The organism is Coprococcus comes ATCC 27758, from assembly GCF_025149785.1.
In the GTDB taxonomy this organism is placed as follows: domain Bacteria; phylum Bacillota; class Clostridia; order Lachnospirales; family Lachnospiraceae; genus Allocoprococcus; species Allocoprococcus comes.
This window is the reverse complement of record NZ_CP102277.1, coordinates 1,039,168-1,056,665: the sequence shown is the minus strand read 5'-3', so window position 1 is coordinate 1,056,665 and position 17,498 is coordinate 1,039,168. Positions and strand designations below refer to the sequence as shown.

Sequence of the window (17,498 nt, the reverse complement as noted above, 5' to 3'; positions counted from 1 at the left end):
TTTATATATAGATTAAAACAATTATGAAATTTTTGTGAAAACTGTTACAATGTAATCGTAACCTAATTTTGAGAGTAAGGAGGAAAAATGAAAAGAAAATTATTACCAGTATTTCTGTCTTTCGCATTACTTGCGAACGGCTCTCTGACAGCTTTTGCCGCTGATCCGGTTGCTGATGCCGTTACAGAAAGTGATGTGCAGACTACTGTTTCTGAAGATCAGGGGAATCCAGAAGAAACTACTCAGGAAGAAGTTTCTGAAGACGAAGCAGTTTCTGAAGACGAAGCAGTTCCAGCTAATGAATCTGATGCTATCACAGATTTCGAAACTGCATATAAAGCATATACTTTTGGTGCAAATGTAAGCGGCCCAGATGCTATTTCAGCCGATAAAAATACTGTTGCTGTTTTAGACGTTCGTTCTTCTGCAAACTATGAGCTTTCTCACTTAGAGGGTTCTTTCTCAACACCTGTATTTAATGAGGATGGCAGTATCATCAAAACTTCTGAAGATGCTACTGCAAAAGCTTTCACAGAAACTGTAACTAATAACACAAATTTCCAGAACAAAGAGCTTTACCTTCTTTGCAACAGTGGTGCAAGAGGGGCTCGTGCTGCTGCTGTTTTATTACAACGTGCTGGATATGATACCAGTCGTATTCATACCATTACAGGCGGAGCAACAGGTCTTGAAGTTCGTTACGCATTCCTTGGAACAAACAATTCTGTAACCGGTGCTGAAGCTGTAGCTGCTGTTGATTCAAATGACGTGGTTATCGTAGATGTACGTACAAAAGAGGACTTTGCAATCGGTCATTTGAAAAAATCTCTTTCTCTTCCTGTTTTCTATCTGAATGAAGAAGGAAAACAGGTTGTAGCAGAAACCAACCAAGATCCATATGCAATAACCTTTGCTAAATATGTGCAGGATAACCCTTCTACCTTCTCAGGCAAAAAAGTATACGTCCTCTGTAACAGCGACCAAAGAGGTGCAAAAGCCGCCACTGCATTACTTGCAGACAAAGGTGTTGACCCGAATACAATCTACACCATTACCGGTGGTGCAGACGATAAAACAGTACAAAGTGCTTTTGTAACTGTAGACGGCTACAAATTCGTAAGCGGAACTGATGCTATTGCCGCTGCAAAAGACGGAAGTGCATACATTATTGATGTACGTTCTTCAAAAGCACAGACAAAGACAGGTACTTTGAAGGGATCTATTTCTCAGTCTCTGTTTGATGATAACAACAAACTTGACACTGCTGAAGCGGAAGCGCTGGAAAAAGCTTTCATAAAAGAAATTCCTTCAAAAATAACAGAAGACAAACCAATCTACATTATCTGCAACAGTGGTGCAAGAGGGGCGCAGAAAGCAACTCTGCTTCTTAGCAAACTTGGCTATAACACAAGCATCAAAGAAGATGGTAAAGTATACACCATTGAAAACGGTGCAAAAGGTCTGGAACTTCTGTACGCAATGTCTGGAACAGACGGAAATGCCGTAGACGGAAAAACAGCTGTTGCTGCTGTCGGAAAAGACGACGTAGTAATCCTTGACGTCCGTGCGACAGGTAACTATGGAAGTGGACACTTAAAAGGCTCTATGTCAACACCTGTATTCAATGCAAACGGAGTTGCCAAAACTACAGATGACCAGCTTTCCAAAGATTTCACAAAATATGTAACAGACAACAAAGCCACTCTTGAGAAAAAAGAACTCTATCTTCTCTGCAACAGTGGTGCAAGTGGTGCAAGAGCAGCTACTGCTTTATTAAAATCTGCCGGATATGATCTTGCAAAAGTGCATACTATCACTGGTGGTGCAAAAGATGCTGATGTAAAAGCTGCTGCAATCTATGTTTCTGACACTCATGTAATCAATAAAATGGCAGATACAAAGAACTACCTGATTCTTGATGTACGTTCTACAGCTTCTTACACAAAAGGACACTTAAAGGGATCTCTTTCCCTTCCACTTTTTGACAAAGATAACAAACTTCCGGATGATCTCGCAAAAGCATTTACAGAATATGTAACTGCTCACAAAGCAGATTTTAAAGGAAAAACAATTTACGTTCTTTGCAACAGTGGTGCAAGAGGTGCTGCAAAAGCAACTCAGCTTCTCAAAGAAGCCGGAATCACCCACGTATTCACCATCGAAAACGGTGCAAAAAGTGAAGTGATCCAGAAGCATTTTGTAACAGATCCTGTCGCTGATCCTGATACAAAGAAAGACAACAATGGCAAAGATAACAATAAAAACCAGAATAACGGTAAAACCACTACTGCTGCTACAACAAAGACAGGAGATACCGCTCCTATCGCTGCTCTCGCGGTTGCAATGCTCGCTGCTCTTGGCGCAATCATTGCATTCGGTAAGAAAAAAATTGTAAAATAATAATTATTCCCAAAAAGGTTACAAAAGCGGGACGCTGACTAAATTGCCAACGTCCCGCTTTTTCAAATCCATTCATATTCATACGATGTTCAGATCTCGTTGATCTGCTTCTCTTTTATTTCTCCAGATCTCCTTCCACACACCATCTGTAAAAAGATTCGTCATAGTTCTCTGAATTTTCAAAGCCACACATTTCCATTACAAGCTGCATATAAGCTGAACGGATTCCTCCGGTACAGTAAGTAATAATATGATCCTCTTTTGAAAGTCCTGCATCTTCAAACATCTTGGTCAGATCTTCATTACTCTTTAATGTACTGTCACTGTTAAACAAATCCGTATAACGGATCTGGATTGCCCCTGGAAGATGTCCCCCATTTGCCTCCCCATACATTGTCTTTCCATTGTATTCTTTATCTGTACGGGTATCCACAATTTTACAGTCGTCATAAATCTCTTTCAGCTCATCCGTATTGATCACATGCGTTTCATCAATCGAATCAATTTCTACCGATACCGGTTTCGGCTCTGCTGCTCCTTTGACAGTCTCAACTCCTGCTGCTTTCAGTGCTTTGATCCCGCCATCTACGATTTTCACATCCTCATAGCCTGCCGCGATCAGCTCCCATGCAATCCTGCCATCTTCTCCCCAGCCTTTCTCCGCATTTGAAAAAAGCACGATTTCCTTATCTTTTGCCAGCCCAAGCTCTCCTAATCTTTCGCTCAGGCGCTTTGTATCAAGGATACATCCCCAGTTTGCATCTCCCGCTTCCCCGTCTTCACAGGTTGCCAGATACTGCCATGTCGTTGCCACTGCACCTTTTACAGTACCTTTTTTCGCCTCATCTTCACCTCTTGCATCCACTATGATGATATCGTCCAAATTTTCTTTCACATAATCGGCGGTTACTACATACTTTCCTTCAAATGGTTCACTGCTGTCTGATGCCGAATTCTTTGCACCACATCCTGAAAGTGATGAAATCGCAAGAATTCCTGCAAGAAATAATGCTGTTCTTTTCATAATCTTTTCTCCTCGTCTAATCTTCTTTCTTCTAACTATAACATATCTTCAATCTATTCACTAATTGATTGTCCTTATCCCGGATTAAGTATATTCATCTTTTCTATAAATCACTTTTTCAGCAGACGCATGATTTTTCTCATCGGTTCTGTTATTTTCCAGCTGGTTGAATTTGCATATGTCTGGATCATTTCATCCTGCTCCCTGATCTTATCCTCATATTTCTTAAGCTGCCCTGTTTTCTGTTCCATCCGTCTGCCAAGTTCATCCAGCTGTTCTTCATAATGCGCGGCCTGCCTTCGTTGTCCTTCTATATATTCCTGCTGCTGTTCAATCGCTGCATTTTGTTTTTCAAGCTGTTCTTTCTGCTGCCCGATATACTCATCTTTCTGTTTGAGAATATCTTTATAATACGCCAGTTGCTGGCTTCCTTCTTCAATTTCACTCATCAGCCATGGCGTCTTATACATATGTTCTCCATTCCACTGATACAGATCAAAAATATCCAGATGGAAATGCTCTCTTAAAGTCTCCATTGCATTTGCTTCTCTCATAATCTGCCCCAGCATTTCCATCCCCGCTGCTTTCAGTCCCGGTACTTCCTCTATACATTTCATCAACCAGAATGCTTTTTCAAATTCCAGCTGTAAATGTGATACAGAATCCGGATTCCGGAAATCTTCCCGGAAAAACTGACAAAATTTTTCATCCGTCATCGATTCAACACAATTTTTCCGGATCATGACAGATTCATTAAATGCGCGGACTGAATTTTCTCTTGTTGACATACTGATCTGTTTCTTTCCTTTTATATCCCATTGAAAGCGGATCAGTCTCTCTTCCAGAACCGTGATCTCTGACTCACTTACAAGCCGAAGCCACAGGTCATAATCCGCCAGCTGACGATACAAAAGATTGAAATATCCAATCTTGTCCAAAACGGATTTTCTGACCAGCGCCGAAGGATGACAAAGAAAATTCCCAGATTGCAGAAGCGTATGCAGATATTCTTTCTGTGTCGAACACTTCCTGTCAAAAAGCTCTGCCATATCCCTGCATTCTTCTGACAGATCATTGCCACTTTCATCAACCAGATATACTCTCGTAAAACATGCCCCGAGCATCCGATCCTCTTCCATAACCGTCACTTGCTTTTCCAGCTTGTCCGGCAACCATGCATCATCGCTGTTCATAAATGCCACATAGTCTCCTTGGCAGTGATAAAGCCCCTGATTTGCTGCATAACAGTAAAACGAATTCCGATTCAGTTTAAAATATCTGATCCGTGGATCCTGATAGCTTTTAATCAGTTCTTCTGTTCCATCGGTCGATCCGTCATCTACGATGACAAATTCAAAATCCGGATACGTCTGACAAAGTACGCTGTCAATCGCCTGTTTCAAACAAAATCTCCGGTTATAAGTACACATCAAAACGCTAACCATTATTCTACATCTCCAACAACAGCCCATCTCCAGAATGACTGATCATAATTGTATGTATGTTCAAATCCACACATTTCCATTACCAGCTGTGTATATGCCGAACGGATTCCTCCTGTACAATAAGTGACGATCTCATCATCTTTAGACAGTCCGGCATCCTCAAACATTTTTGTCAGTTCTTCATTGGATTTCAGATATCCCGCATCATCGAACAGATCCGTGTACCGGATATGAATTGCTCCCGGAAGATGTCCTCCCTTTGCTTCATCATACAGGATTGCTCCTTCATATTCTTCATCGGTACGCACATCCACAATTTTGTACTCGTCATAATTCTTCTGTAATTCTTCGGTTGTCATCACATGGGAATAATCAATTTCATCGATTTTTACTTCTGCCGGTTCCGGTTTGGATGCGAGGAACTGTGTCTTGATTCCACTGTCTTTCAACGCCTTCCATCCGCCATCTACCATCTTCACATCTTCATATCCGGCTGCCCGGAGTTCCCAGAGAAGTCTCGCATCATCTCCCCATCCATCTAGGGTCTCACCGATCAGAATAATTTCTTTATCCTTTGTAATTCCAAGATTGCCAAGAGTCTCTTCCAGCTGTTCCGGCTCCTGGATGCACCCCCATTTCTCATCTCCCTGTTTTCCTTCTGTAATACTCCAATCCTGCCATACTGTAGCAATTGCACCTTTTACAGTTCCAAGGATTGCCTTTTTTTCTCCCCTTCCATCTACAAACAGCGTATTTTCATCTCCAACCTTGCTGATTGCATACTCCGGCTCAACGATCCACTCTCCCACAAAATGATTTTCATTGGATTTCTCTGCCGTACTTTCCGTCTTCTGTTTCTGTCCACATCCTGTCAGACCAATTGCTGCTACAAGCAATACACTGCATAACCACTTTGTTATTTTTCTCATTCCTTTTTCCTCCTTTAATCATCACCATAATAGTAATCTTCCTCATAATAATCCGGCGGTGTTTCTGTATCCGGCTGCTGTGGTTCTGTCACTGCTGATGAACCAGATCCACTGTCGGCTGATGAATTGCCAGAATCCGTTCCGGCATTTCCATCTTCCGTCACTTCTATATTACTTTCTGTATGATTCGTTTCCTCAGATGTCTTGTCTTCCGACTTTTCATTCTCTTTTTCCGTCTCGTCTGTTTCCTCATATTTTCCACTGGAAAGCGCATCTTTTATTTCATCATCAATTCCTTTTACTGTCCCTGATACCTGATAATCTGTATCTCCAAACAGGAACTGATGTACTTCGGCAACATTGGATGCCAGTGTATCTGCGATTTCTGTACTTCCTACACCAGAAAGCATTTTGGAATACCTTGTATTTGGAAATCCAAGTGTTTCACCTACTTTATATTTTTGAAAATCTTTCGCATAATTCAGAATTTCAGTAAAAGAAAAATTGGTTGCAATCTGTGGAAAAACACTGTCAGCAATCTTATTGATCGTCGTCAGATCCATCTGCTGCAGCTTCTGCATGATATTCAGAAGGACGATTCTCTGACGCACTGTACGCTGCGCGTCTCCACCATCTGTATAACGGATTCTCGCATAAGAAACCGCCTGTACTCCATTCAGATGATAGCTACCTCCGACTTCCGGCTCAATCTTCTTATAACTTTTTCCGGTTACTTCAGAAGTCTCCACACAATAATTATTCATGTGGACTACTTCTGCATCAGTCAGCTCCAGATTCATTCCTCCCACCGCATCAATTACATCGACTAAGGCATTAAAGTTCACAGATACATACTTCTCAATGTTCATATCCATGTTCTCATTCAAAAGAGCAACACCCCCATCCGGTCCGAAATAAGAATAGGCTGCATTCGCCTTATTATAACTTCCATCTTTCAGCCGCATAAAAGTATCACGGTACACCGATACCATTTTCACTTCATAAGTTTCCTGATTCAAACTTACGATCATGATCGTATCACTTCGATTTCCTTTATCTAGTGACCCATCCCTAGAATCCAGCCCGAATACTGCCACATTCAGATATCCGCTTTTATGCTCCACCTCTTCTGTAATAGACTCTTTCAACGTTTCTTTTTTTACTTCAATCTTCTGAATTTTGTTCACTTTACTGGCAGCATATCCGAATACGGCACCTGCCGCCCCCAGAACAAGTGTCAACACTACGCAAATAATCACTATTATCTTTTTCTTCCATGACCATCCTGCAATTTTTTTAAGCATCCTCATCATTCCTTCCTCTCCAGTAATTATGATTCATTGTCAGTTTCATGATGAAACTTTCCGGTAATTGTCGGTAATGTTTTCCCATCTGGTAGCCCAGATATTTGCACCCGCTTTCCACAAACAGCTGTATAATCTGCAAATATTTTCTTTCTTTTAAAAGCTTTTTCACAAGTGTGCAAATCAGGTGTATGCCTTCTTTCTCTGACTTTACTTTTTCAAATATTTCTGGATGACATGCCTGCGATACACCCTGGTCAAAATTTCTCCTTATCAGCTCTCTGTAAGTATACTCATGAGAATGAATCACCCGTGCATCTGCTTTATAAATAATCTTCCATCCATTTTGGATTGCTCCTGCTGCAAAGATCAAATCTTCATTGAAGATGGCCGGATGCGGAAATCCTCCCAGTTCCAGATAGACTCCTCTCCGATAGGCAACACATACATTGGAGCAAAAATAAGTTTTTATTCCCAGTTTTGGCAAATCCTTCTGCGATTTAATCTGGCTTTTTGGGGGATAATTGAAAACTCTCGTATATTTTTCCAACAGACCACAGTTCTGATCCGGTATCTGTCTGGCATAAGCTGCCACAGCATCCGGATGCTCATTTAATACTTCTGAAAGCTTTTCCAAAAGAAACGGATCTGCCGGAACTGCATCCTGGGTCATCATGACCACAATATCTGCATCTGACATCCAGATTCCCTGCTCTCTGGTTCTTCCATGATCAAATTCTTTTTCCAAAATCGGAATCTCTGTAACAGAAACCCGGTCTTTACAAACCGAAACATCCAGCTTTATCCCATCCCTGGTGTGTAACAGAATGATTTGCTCCGGAAGGTGCGTCTGTCTGCAGAGCCTGTACAATACTTTATGCAGTTTTTCTGTCGGTCTGTAGACCGGTATGATCACATCTATCTTCATCTTCCGTCAAAAAATCCTTTAAAAATTGTCAGAATCAATATTTTCATATCAAATACCATTGTCCAGTTCTCAATATAGTAAAGATCATATTCGATCCGCTTCTCAATGGAAGTATCTCCCCGGTAGCCATTGATCTGCGCCCATCCAGTCATTCCCGGACGTACCTGATGCTTTACCATATAACGTGGAATTTCATCCCGGAACTTTTGCACAAACTGCGGTCTTTCCGGTCTTGGTCCCACCAGACTCATCTCCCCTTTCAGCACATTAAAAAGCTGCGGCAATTCATCTATACTTGTTCTGCGGATCAGCTTTCCAACCGGTGTAATCCTCGGATCATTCCTGGTAGACCATTCTGCTTTTTCCTTTTCTTCATCCTGCATGATCATAGACCGAAATTTGTACATATAAAATACCTGGTTATGCAGTCCAACTCTTTCCTGCCGGTAGATCACACTCCCTTCCTCTGTCAAGGCAACCACCAGCACAGTAAGCAGCATGACCGGTGAAAAAAGAATGATTGCAACCGTTGCCCCAATCAGATCAACTGCCCTCTTTGCCGCCCTGTTCCGCATGATATTCAGTGGAACTCTGCGGACATGGATCACCGGAATCCCCTGCACATCCTCAATATAAGGCCTGGTAGAAATCACATTTCCAAAATCAGGAATCATTTTCGTGTGTACCCCTGCCTTCTCACAGACATCCACAATCCGCTCCAGTTTTCCATAATCCTCTGCACGAAGCGCAATCACAACCTCATCCAGTTCATTCCCCTCCAGTATTCTTTCCAGTTTCTCTTCATCTTTCAGATGGGCAAACACTTGATATCCCCACTTTGGATTCTCTCTCAGCCTGTCCATATACTGTTCTGCCATCTGACTCTCTCCAATCATCAGGATATGTTTCTGATTCAGTCCCTGCTTTCGCATTTTCCACAAAATTGTGCGAATCAGATATCTCGAAGCAAATTCCAGCGAGATGTTTATAAAGAAGAAAATACACAGCATCTGTCTTGAAAAATGCTCCTGCTTTATAAAATAAAGTACCAGGATAAAGATCATAAATCCAATTCCATTGGCACGGATGATATCCATCAGCTCCTTACGGTAACTTTTTACCCTCCTTGGCATATAAAGCTGAAAAATACTATACAAAAGCAGATATCCAGGGATTATTAAAAACAAAGCTGAAAAATACGTTTTCGCCGGAAGAACCCCTACGTCCTGCACAAAAAACCCACTTTTAAATCTCAGATACCATGAGAAAAAATATGTAGCACCAATGATTCCCGCATCCATACATACCTGCGCTTTATTTAACATCCGCTGATTGTTCTTTATCAAAATACCACCATCTTTTCTCTATCCATCTTCTTTTTCACGCAAAGAATAATCACACTTCACCAGCGTAAGATTAGGATTGTACATCGGATCTCCTTTTTCCATGATTTCAGACCAGTTCCGGCGTACATAATCAATCTCACACTGATATCTTCTGATCTTTTCCTCATTATCTTCTGCCCCTCTCGATCTGGATTCATAATGATACAGTTTCACATAAGGATCATACACTACAAGATATCCACATCTGCGTACCTTCAGACAGAAATCAATATCATTGAACGCCACTGCAAGTTGCTCTTCAAATCCACCCACTTCTTCATATACAGAACGCTTTACCATCATACATGCTGCGGTCACCGCTGACAAATCCTGCTGAGTACTTGCTTTGTGCAGATACCCGGAATAACCTTTTGGAAGTCCCCGGAACATATTACCAGCAATTCCCCGAATCCCAACAATGACTCCAGCATGCTGCACCTGACCATTTGGATAATAAAGCTTTGCTCCGACAATCCCGACTTCTTTTCTCTGGCAGTTCGCAAGCATTTCTCCTAGCCAGTCCTTTCCAATCACTTCTGTATCATTATTCAGAAGTACCAGATATTCTCCATCAGTCTCGCTTACTGCGTAGTTGTTGATCGCCGAATAATTAAATGGCCCATCCCATCTCAGAATTCGGATATGGTCCGATTCTATTTTATCATAGTAAGCAAACGTCTCTGCCTTTTTACTGTTATTTTCAATAATCGTAATCTCATAATTCTTATAAATCGATTTGGAAATGGACTGCAGACATTTTTCCAGATCTTTCACATGATCTTTATTGGGAATCAGAATGGAAATCTTCGGATTCCCCTGCACCTTATACCGGACACGATAAAACCCTCTATCCAGTTCCGGTAAAACTTCTGCATGTTCACCACATCTTAGCAGATGTGCTTCTATGGCACGCTGTCCAGCTTCAAATGCATAAGTTTTACTGATTGGATTGTCCGCAGTAGAAACCTGATGTACCCTCCAATGATAAAGAATCCTCGGCACATGCGCCGTTATCGTTTTTTCCACACACCTGAAAACCAAATCGTAATCCTGCGCTCCGTCAAATTCACTTCTCAGACCGCCCATTTCTTCAATCAGACTTTTTTTTATCACACAAAAATGACAGATATAATTATTCGCCCGCAACAGATCCAGATTGAAATCCGGTTTAAAATGCGGCTGAAAATGTTTTTTCAGATCTGCCGTCACTTTATCTTCATCTGAATAAAGAAGTCCGACCTCCGGATACTCATTCAACTTCTTTACCATCTCGTACAATGCATCCGGCGCAAGCAGATCATCTTGATCCAAAAAACCGATATATGTTCCGGTAGCTTCCTTTATCGCTGCATTTGTATTTTCAGAAATTCCTCTGTTTTCTGAAATACCGATCAGGTGAATCGCTTTTTCTTTGAACTCATCCTCTTCCAGAATTTCTTCCATTCTGTGTCTTTCTTCATCTGAAACAGTCATACATAATTCCCAATTTTTATACGTCTGACGGCATACAGACAGAATCATCTGTCTCAAAAATTCTTCCGGTGCCTGATATACCGGCACGACAATACTGATCAGGGGTGCATACGCAAATGCTTCCTGCCTTTGACTTTCCAATTCCTCTTCTGTTCGTCTGTGATTCTCATACCATTTTTCATAATCAATCTTCTGAATACGGATTCTTTCTTTTAATCGTATCAGAAATTCTTTTGGTCCAAAGTACCGCAGATATACGAATCCTTTTTTTACCCGATACAGAGACATTTTATTGAACATCTCCTATCTCCTCTCCACTTTTGCCAGATGATTCAGTCCAAAATCATTATGATCCAGTGTCAGATTCGGACTGTAATATGGATCACCCTTTTTCAGGAAATCTTTCCACCTTGTCTGAAACAGATTTACTTCTCCGTGGAAACGTTCGATTTTCTCTTCCGTATCTTCATATCCTCTTGACTTGGATTCATAATGAATCAGTTCCGCATATGGATCATATACGATCAGATATCCGGCTTTTCGTATTTTCAGGCACAGATCTACATCATTAAATGCCACCGCAAACTTCGAGTCAAATCCTCCAACTTCTTCATACACCCGTTTTTTCATCATCATACAGGCTGCGGTCACCGCACTCAGATCATGGACCACCTGCGCCCTCGCAAAGTATCCCGGCGAATCTCCGTCTATGCCAAGGAATGCATGTCCTGCCACTCCTCCAAGTCCGATGATCACTCCTCCATGCTGAAGCGTTCCATCTTCGTAATACATTCTCGCTCCGACAGCACCTACATCCTCCCGCATACAATAGCTCAACATTTCTTTAATACAGTCATTGCCGATCATTTCTGTATCGTTGTTCAGAAACAGCAGATATTCGCCGGTCGCATGATCAATTCCATACTGATTGATCTCCGGATAATTGAATCCTTCTCCTTTCCAGTACAGAACCTTAACTTTTGGATACTCATGCATGATCCTTCTATAATCTTTAAACGTTTTCTTTTTCTGGCTGTTATTTTCTATAACAAGAATTTCTATATTCTCATAGGTATTTTTTTCCCGGATCGATCGCAGGCATTTGATCAGATCATCTGTGTGATCTTTGTTTGGAATAATAACCGATATCTTAGGTGTTTGTTTTACCGGATATTTCGTCCGGTACATTCCCGGATACTTCGTTGGAATGACTTCTGCTTCAATTCCCATTCTTCTGTAATGCGCTCTTACCGCTTTTGCACCTGCATCCACAATATAGGATTTATTGTCTGCACTGCCTGCTGTAGATCCTTCGCATGCTCGCCAGTGATATAGGATTTTCGGTATATGCCGGATCTTATCGGTCTTCTCAACACACCGGAGTACAAAATCATAGTCCTGTGCACCATCGTATTCGCCGTTCAACTTTCCTGCCGCCTGATATAATTCCTTTTTAACAACCACCAGATGACAGAAATAATTTGTTGTACAAAGCATATCTGGATTAAAATCCGATTTGAAATGAGGGAAGAAATACTCTTCTCCATCCATCGTAATCTTATCTTCATCCGTATAAATAAGCTCTGTATCCGGATATTCATTCAATTCTGCCACACACTCATACAATGCGTCCGGTGTCAGCAGATCATCATGATCCATAAAAGCGATATAATCTCCCGTTGCCATATCCAGTGCCACATTTGTATTATCCGAAATATGCAGTTGTTTTTTATTGTCCTTCACCCGGATTCGGCTATCCTTCTTTGTGTATTCTTCCAGAATCCCTGCAATCGACGAATCTTCCCCGCTTCCATCTGAAAGACAGAGCTCCCAGTTCTGATAGGACTGTCCTCTTACAGAATCCAGCATTTCCCGCAGATATCTTTCCGGTGTCCGGTAAAGAGGAACAACAATCGAAATCTTCGGCATCCGGGTAAATTGCTTTCTCTTCTGCCGGTACAGTCTGATCCTGGACGGCTCATGTCTTCGCAGCCATTCTTCATACTCTGTACCGTTTTTCCCACTCAATTTGTCACCCGCCCTGATAAACGCTGCACGGATTCCAAACTGACGATAATAGATTCTGACTTTGCGAAAATCATCCAGCATTTTCTGACGTCGCAGTTTTCTTTTGAGATTCATGATCTCTTCCGCATTTTTCTCTTCTTCTTCAAAGCATACTTCCAGTTTTCGCGGAATACCTTCCTCATAAAATGCCTTAAACCCGGCAATCTCTTCCTTTTTACATTCCGGATACTCTCGCAGCACATCCAGACGCCGGATTTTTTCTTCTTTCATCTCCAGTTCATTCTGATTCTCATCCAGAAACCGAATCGATGCATTTTTCCTGCTATAATACCATCCCTCGACTGAAAATCCTTTTTCTTCAGTATTCACCTTATCTATGCTGTTTGCCAGCCATTTCTCCAGGTTCTTCAATTCACTAACTGCAAAGGTCTTCATCAATTCTTCTTTTCCACGATACGACTGCAATACTTCCAGTCTGGACGTTTCTCTCCAGTCTTTCGGAAGATGTATCCAGAGAAAAAACTGTTTGGTTATAAGTCTTTTTCTTATCTTGCGAAACTTCAGCGGATGAAGACGGATTCCGTCCGTGGTATAAAATAGTTTCTTTCCATCCAGCCGGATTTCAATCCGGTTTCCATCTGGTCTGTTATCCAGAAAATATCCCGTAATAAGTAATCTGTCTTTTTCTTTTACATGAAACCGACATGCTGCGATATAAAAAGCATTTTCCATTTTTCAAGTCCTCTCTTCCACACTATCTGGAAAATAACCAGTTCAAAAACTGAAAGAAAACACAGATATACAATACTAGCAGCAGAAATACGCAAAATGTTTCTATATCAAACCGATATGTAACCGTCTTTAAAATTAAAGTTCCTTCACTTTCTTCACTATTTATTTTCAAATTTGTTCCTTCTTCTGATGTCTTTTCCGCATAAAGTGCAATAGAATCTTTTTCAAATACTACTTTATACGCCTCCCCCCTGCAGCTGCTGACCGTATCAAACGAAAATTCATTGAATTTGCCCGCTTTGATATCTCCTGCCTTTTTCACAGATTCCGCAACCGTTTCTCCATTTTCGCAATCCTGAAGATAAATCCGGATCTCTGTTTCTGGATCTTCCTGCAAATTCTGGCATTTCACCTGGATTCCATCCAGTATCTCCTCCTCACAGACAAATTTCTGCGATATCTGATCCTGCGACACATCCATCATGACATACTGGTCATTTTCTATCATCCGGTCATAAATCGCATGCGTCTTATGAACATGTCCATAAACAAATGCAAGCAGAATCAGCACAATAACTGCTGCCAACTTTTTTACTTTTCTCATTTTTCCCTCTTATTCTGCTTCCTGATATTCTCTGCACAACTCATCTGCATCCCCGATACTGCGAACTCTTCCATGTTCCAGCCATACAATCCGGCTGCACAGATTTCTCACCTGCTCCATATTATGCGAAACAAACAAAATCGTAGTTCCATTCTCCTTCATCCGGTTAATTCTTGCTTCACATTTCTGCTGAAAATGGAAATCGCCTACCGATAATACTTCATCCACGATCAGAATATCCGGCTGTCCGATTGTTGCTACCGCAAACGCGAGACGCGAAAACATTCCCGATGAAAAATTTTTCACCGGTACATCCATAAACTGGCCCAGTTCTGAAAACTCTACAATCTCTTCATAGTGCTCCTCCAGATATTCCCTGGTATATCCAAGCAGCGTCCCGTTCAGAAATACGTTCTCCTTCGCAGTCAGGTCAAAATCAAACCCTGCTCCCAGTTCGATCAGCGGCGCGATCACACCGGAAGTCTTAACGCTGCCACAGGTTGGTTTCATGACACCGGCAATGATTTTCAACATCGTACTTTTTCCACTTCCGTTTACACCGATCAGTCCCAGTGTTTCTCCTTTATAGACTTTAAACGACACGTCCTGCAGTGCCCAAAAATCCTGATAGGTAATCTTTTTCTTTACTCTCTGTATAAAATATTCCTTAAATCCATCAAATTTCTCTGATGCCAGACTGAATTTGATGGAAACATCTTCTACTTTTACAATTACTTTTTTCTCCATCCTTACTCCTACAAATCAAAGATAAAACCATCCTGATGCTTATAAAAAAAACAGCATCCCACTCCAAGACACAGTACAGCTTCTGCTGCTGTCACCAGAAACATCACCAGACCTGGAAGTCTGCCATAGATCACAACATTCCGGAACATGATCAGAATACTGGTCAGAGGGTTTATCATTACCAGATGGTATAACCATTCCGGCAGAATCGACATTGGATAGATAACCGGTGTCAGATACATCAGCACTGCCATCAGCACCGAATACAAGTGCAGAACATCCCTGTATTTCACCGCAATCGTCGCCAGAATCAGTCCAATCCCCAGAGCCAGAACCACCAGCAAAAAAAGTGGCACAACTGAAAGAAGCATTGTCCAGTGAAGCTCCGCACGCATACCGATCATAATCAGAAATAACGCTGCACAGGATGACATCAGATTGATCAGACTGGAACACACCCTTGACATCACGAATACATATTTCGGTACATACACCTTCTTTATCAGAGATGCACTCCCGATAATTGCTGACATTGCATTTGTCGTAGCGTCATTGAAAAAGTTAAAAATAACCTGCCCACATAACAAATACAACGGAAAATTCTCTATATCAAATTTAAACAGATTTGAGAAAACGATGGATAAAACCGTCATCATAAGAAGTGGATTCAGCAGTGTCCATAAAACCCCCAGTATGGAACGCCGGTATTTCACCTTCACGTCTCTTGAAACCAGTTCTTTTAAAAACGGCTTAAATTTGACAAAATTTTGAATATAAACTGACATATTTTCTTCCCCTTTAAATTATAATTATATTATTTTTTCAGTCTTTATTCAATCAAATCGCTTACACTTATCATTGATTTTCTCTATTTCTTTTATTGATTTTCTGAATAAGTAAAGGAGTCTGCATAAAGCAGACTCCCTAACGGACATCCTTATATAATTTTGCAATCTCTTCTGCCGGAACACCATCCCGGTACATGGCTCTCAGCCGGTTCATAAGCCACATTACTTTCAGCTTTTCGATTGTATTTCCGCCGAATCTTCTGTCTGAAGTATAAATCCTGTGTCTTGTCATCCCAAGCGGAATCCCTTTTTCTTTGAGGGTCAGTGAAAACTGATAATCCTCCAGAATCGGCATCTCTGGAAATTTTCCCACTTCAAAAAACAACTTCCGGTCAATGAAAATCCCCTGGTCTCCAAACATTACTTTTCTGTCTTTAATCCTGTGATTGGAGATCACCCTGCAGGTGAACATAAAAAAGTTATATGAATGAAATGCAATTCCAAAACACCCTGCCCGGTATTTTTTCATTACAGTCTCAATCTCTTCTAATGCTGTAGCTGGAACTTCACTGTCGCAGTGCAGGAAAAAAAGTACATCTCCACTGCTTTCTTCCGCTCCCTTGTTCATCTGCTTTGCCCTTCCTTTCGGGGACTGAATTACCGGATACCGGTCCTTCAAAAGTGCCAGTGTTCCATCCGTGCTTCCCCCGTCTACAAACAGAATCTCACATCTTTCATTCAGCGGCTCCAGTGTCTCCATCAGCCTTTCAATTGTCGATTCTTCATTGTATGTTGGTATAATAATTGATATTTTCATCTCTACTTCACGGTTTCAATTTCTACGTTCATCCAGGTATCATACAGATTTCTACGGAACTCGTCCGCATCTCTAATCACCGGGATCTTGAGGGTGCAGTTCTTTTTCGTTTCATCCTCTGCCAAAATCAGTCTTCCCTTTGTAAGCTTTTCTGTTGACAGCTGCATGTCCACTCTCTGTATCTCAAAAAGTTCCGGATGCATCATGTAAGCCGCAGCAATCGCATCCCAGTTATAATATCCGGGAATTCCATATTCATCCCAGTTATTGTCAAACCAGTAATCCGTCTCATTCTTGATCAGCCTTACAACTCCCTTACTCAGATCCGAAAGTTCTCTTTCATACTCTTCTCTTGTAAAAAGTACCTTCAGGCAATTATTACCCGTAATAACCGCAACATCCGTTCCACTGGTAAGTGTCGTATAAGTTGCCAGCGGATCACAGGAGAAATTAAGTTCATCCATTTCCCGCTTTGCAAAGATCAGTGGTTCTGTTGTTCCTCCCATCAATACGATACTCTTCACCTGATGAAAAAACTCAGGATTGTGTTTCCAGGCTCCATAAAGATTTGTCACGGAACCCGTCACCAGAATTTCCAGCTCCCCGGCATACTTTTCTGCCATCTCGGCAAGATAATGTGCCGCTTCACTTTCGGTTTCTCCCGGTGTTGCTCCACCTTTGTAAACGCGCAACTCGTCATGCCCGATTTTCTTTACAAACTTCTTTGTATTTTCGTAAACCTTCTCCAGCGTATTGTTCCCATAAGTTGTCGTCACTCCCAGGACCTCTGCTTCCGGATCCCCCAGAAGATACAGCAGTGCCAGTCCATCATCTACATCACACCCGTTAATTCCAAACGTACAGTCACAATCATGAATTATTTTTCGCATACCA

Annotated in this window: 13 protein-coding genes and 1 pseudogene; 1 reads left to right on the top strand and 13 read right to left on the bottom strand. The window is 41.5% G+C overall.

The window, feature by feature from the left end:
- Positions 1–87 precede the first annotated feature (87 nt).
- Entirely contained in the window at positions 88–2,400 is a 2,313-nt protein-coding gene (locus NQ556_RS05235; protein WP_008369705.1) for a rhodanese-like domain-containing protein, read from the top strand.
- Between the two features lie 115 nt (positions 2,401–2,515).
- Here the strand turns inward: NQ556_RS05235 and NQ556_RS05230 are convergent, their stop codons facing one another.
- From NQ556_RS05230 to NQ556_RS05170, 13 genes and pseudogenes are all read right to left on the bottom strand, one after another.
- Entirely contained in the window at positions 2,516–3,424 is a 909-nt protein-coding gene (locus NQ556_RS05230) for a rhodanese-like domain-containing protein (protein WP_008369706.1), read from the bottom strand.
- A 110-nt stretch (positions 3,425–3,534) separates the two neighbouring features.
- Positions 3,535–4,854 (bottom strand): glycosyltransferase, encoded by a 1,320-nt coding sequence (locus NQ556_RS05225; protein ID WP_416387073.1) that lies wholly within the window; start codon positions 4,852–4,854, stop codon positions 3,535–3,537.
- Positions 4,855–4,868: 14 nt separating this feature from the next.
- Positions 4,869–5,798, bottom strand: coding sequence for a rhodanese-like domain-containing protein (locus NQ556_RS05220; protein ID WP_055156750.1), 930 nt, complete (start codon positions 5,796–5,798; stop codon positions 4,869–4,871).
- A gap of 14 nt (positions 5,799–5,812) precedes the next feature.
- Positions 5,813–7,102: an LCP family protein gene (locus tag NQ556_RS05215; protein WP_242856259.1), complete on the bottom strand. Its 1,290-nt coding sequence runs from the start codon at positions 7,100–7,102 to the stop codon at positions 5,813–5,815.
- Positions 7,095–8,030 (bottom strand): glycosyltransferase family 2 protein, encoded by a 936-nt coding sequence (locus NQ556_RS05210; protein WP_204575869.1) that lies wholly within the window; start codon positions 8,028–8,030, stop codon positions 7,095–7,097. The genes NQ556_RS05215 and NQ556_RS05210 overlap by 8 nt, the downstream gene beginning before the upstream one ends.
- A complete protein-coding gene (locus NQ556_RS05205; RefSeq protein WP_243172262.1) occupies positions 8,027–9,376 on the bottom strand; it encodes an undecaprenyl-phosphate glucose phosphotransferase in 1,350 nt (449 codons plus the stop codon). Before NQ556_RS05205 ends, NQ556_RS05210 begins: the two co-directional genes overlap by 4 nt.
- 18 nt (positions 9,377–9,394) lie before the next feature.
- On the bottom strand, positions 9,395–11,188 hold the full coding sequence (locus NQ556_RS05200) for a glycosyltransferase family 2 protein (RefSeq protein ID WP_008369721.1): 1,794 nt from the start codon (positions 11,186–11,188) through the stop codon (positions 9,395–9,397).
- A gap of 3 nt (positions 11,189–11,191) precedes the next feature.
- Entirely contained in the window at positions 11,192–13,648 is a 2,457-nt protein-coding gene (locus NQ556_RS05195) for a glycosyltransferase family 2 protein (protein WP_008369723.1), read from the bottom strand.
- 22 nt (positions 13,649–13,670) lie between these two features.
- Positions 13,671–14,252 carry a hypothetical protein gene (locus NQ556_RS05190; RefSeq protein WP_204575867.1) on the bottom strand — a complete coding sequence of 194 codons (582 nt, stop codon included), beginning with the start codon at positions 14,250–14,252 and terminating at the stop codon, positions 13,671–13,673.
- A 9-nt stretch (positions 14,253–14,261) separates the two neighbouring features.
- Positions 14,262–14,999 (bottom strand): ABC transporter ATP-binding protein, encoded by a 738-nt coding sequence (locus NQ556_RS05185; protein ID WP_008369727.1) that lies wholly within the window; start codon positions 14,997–14,999, stop codon positions 14,262–14,264.
- 8 nt (positions 15,000–15,007) lie between these two features.
- Positions 15,008–15,784, bottom strand: coding sequence for an ABC transporter permease (locus NQ556_RS05180; protein WP_175305222.1), 777 nt, complete (start codon positions 15,782–15,784; stop codon positions 15,008–15,010).
- A gap of 139 nt (positions 15,785–15,923) precedes the next feature.
- A pseudogene (locus NQ556_RS05175) lies at positions 15,924–16,601 on the bottom strand (TIGR04283 family arsenosugar biosynthesis glycosyltransferase); the annotation flags it as partial.
- Between the two features lie 5 nt (positions 16,602–16,606).
- Positions 16,607–17,494 carry a nucleoside hydrolase gene (locus tag NQ556_RS05170; RefSeq protein ID WP_008369733.1) on the bottom strand — a complete coding sequence of 296 codons (888 nt, stop codon included), beginning with the start codon at positions 17,492–17,494 and terminating at the stop codon, positions 16,607–16,609.
- Positions 17,495–17,498: the final 4 nt, after the last annotated feature.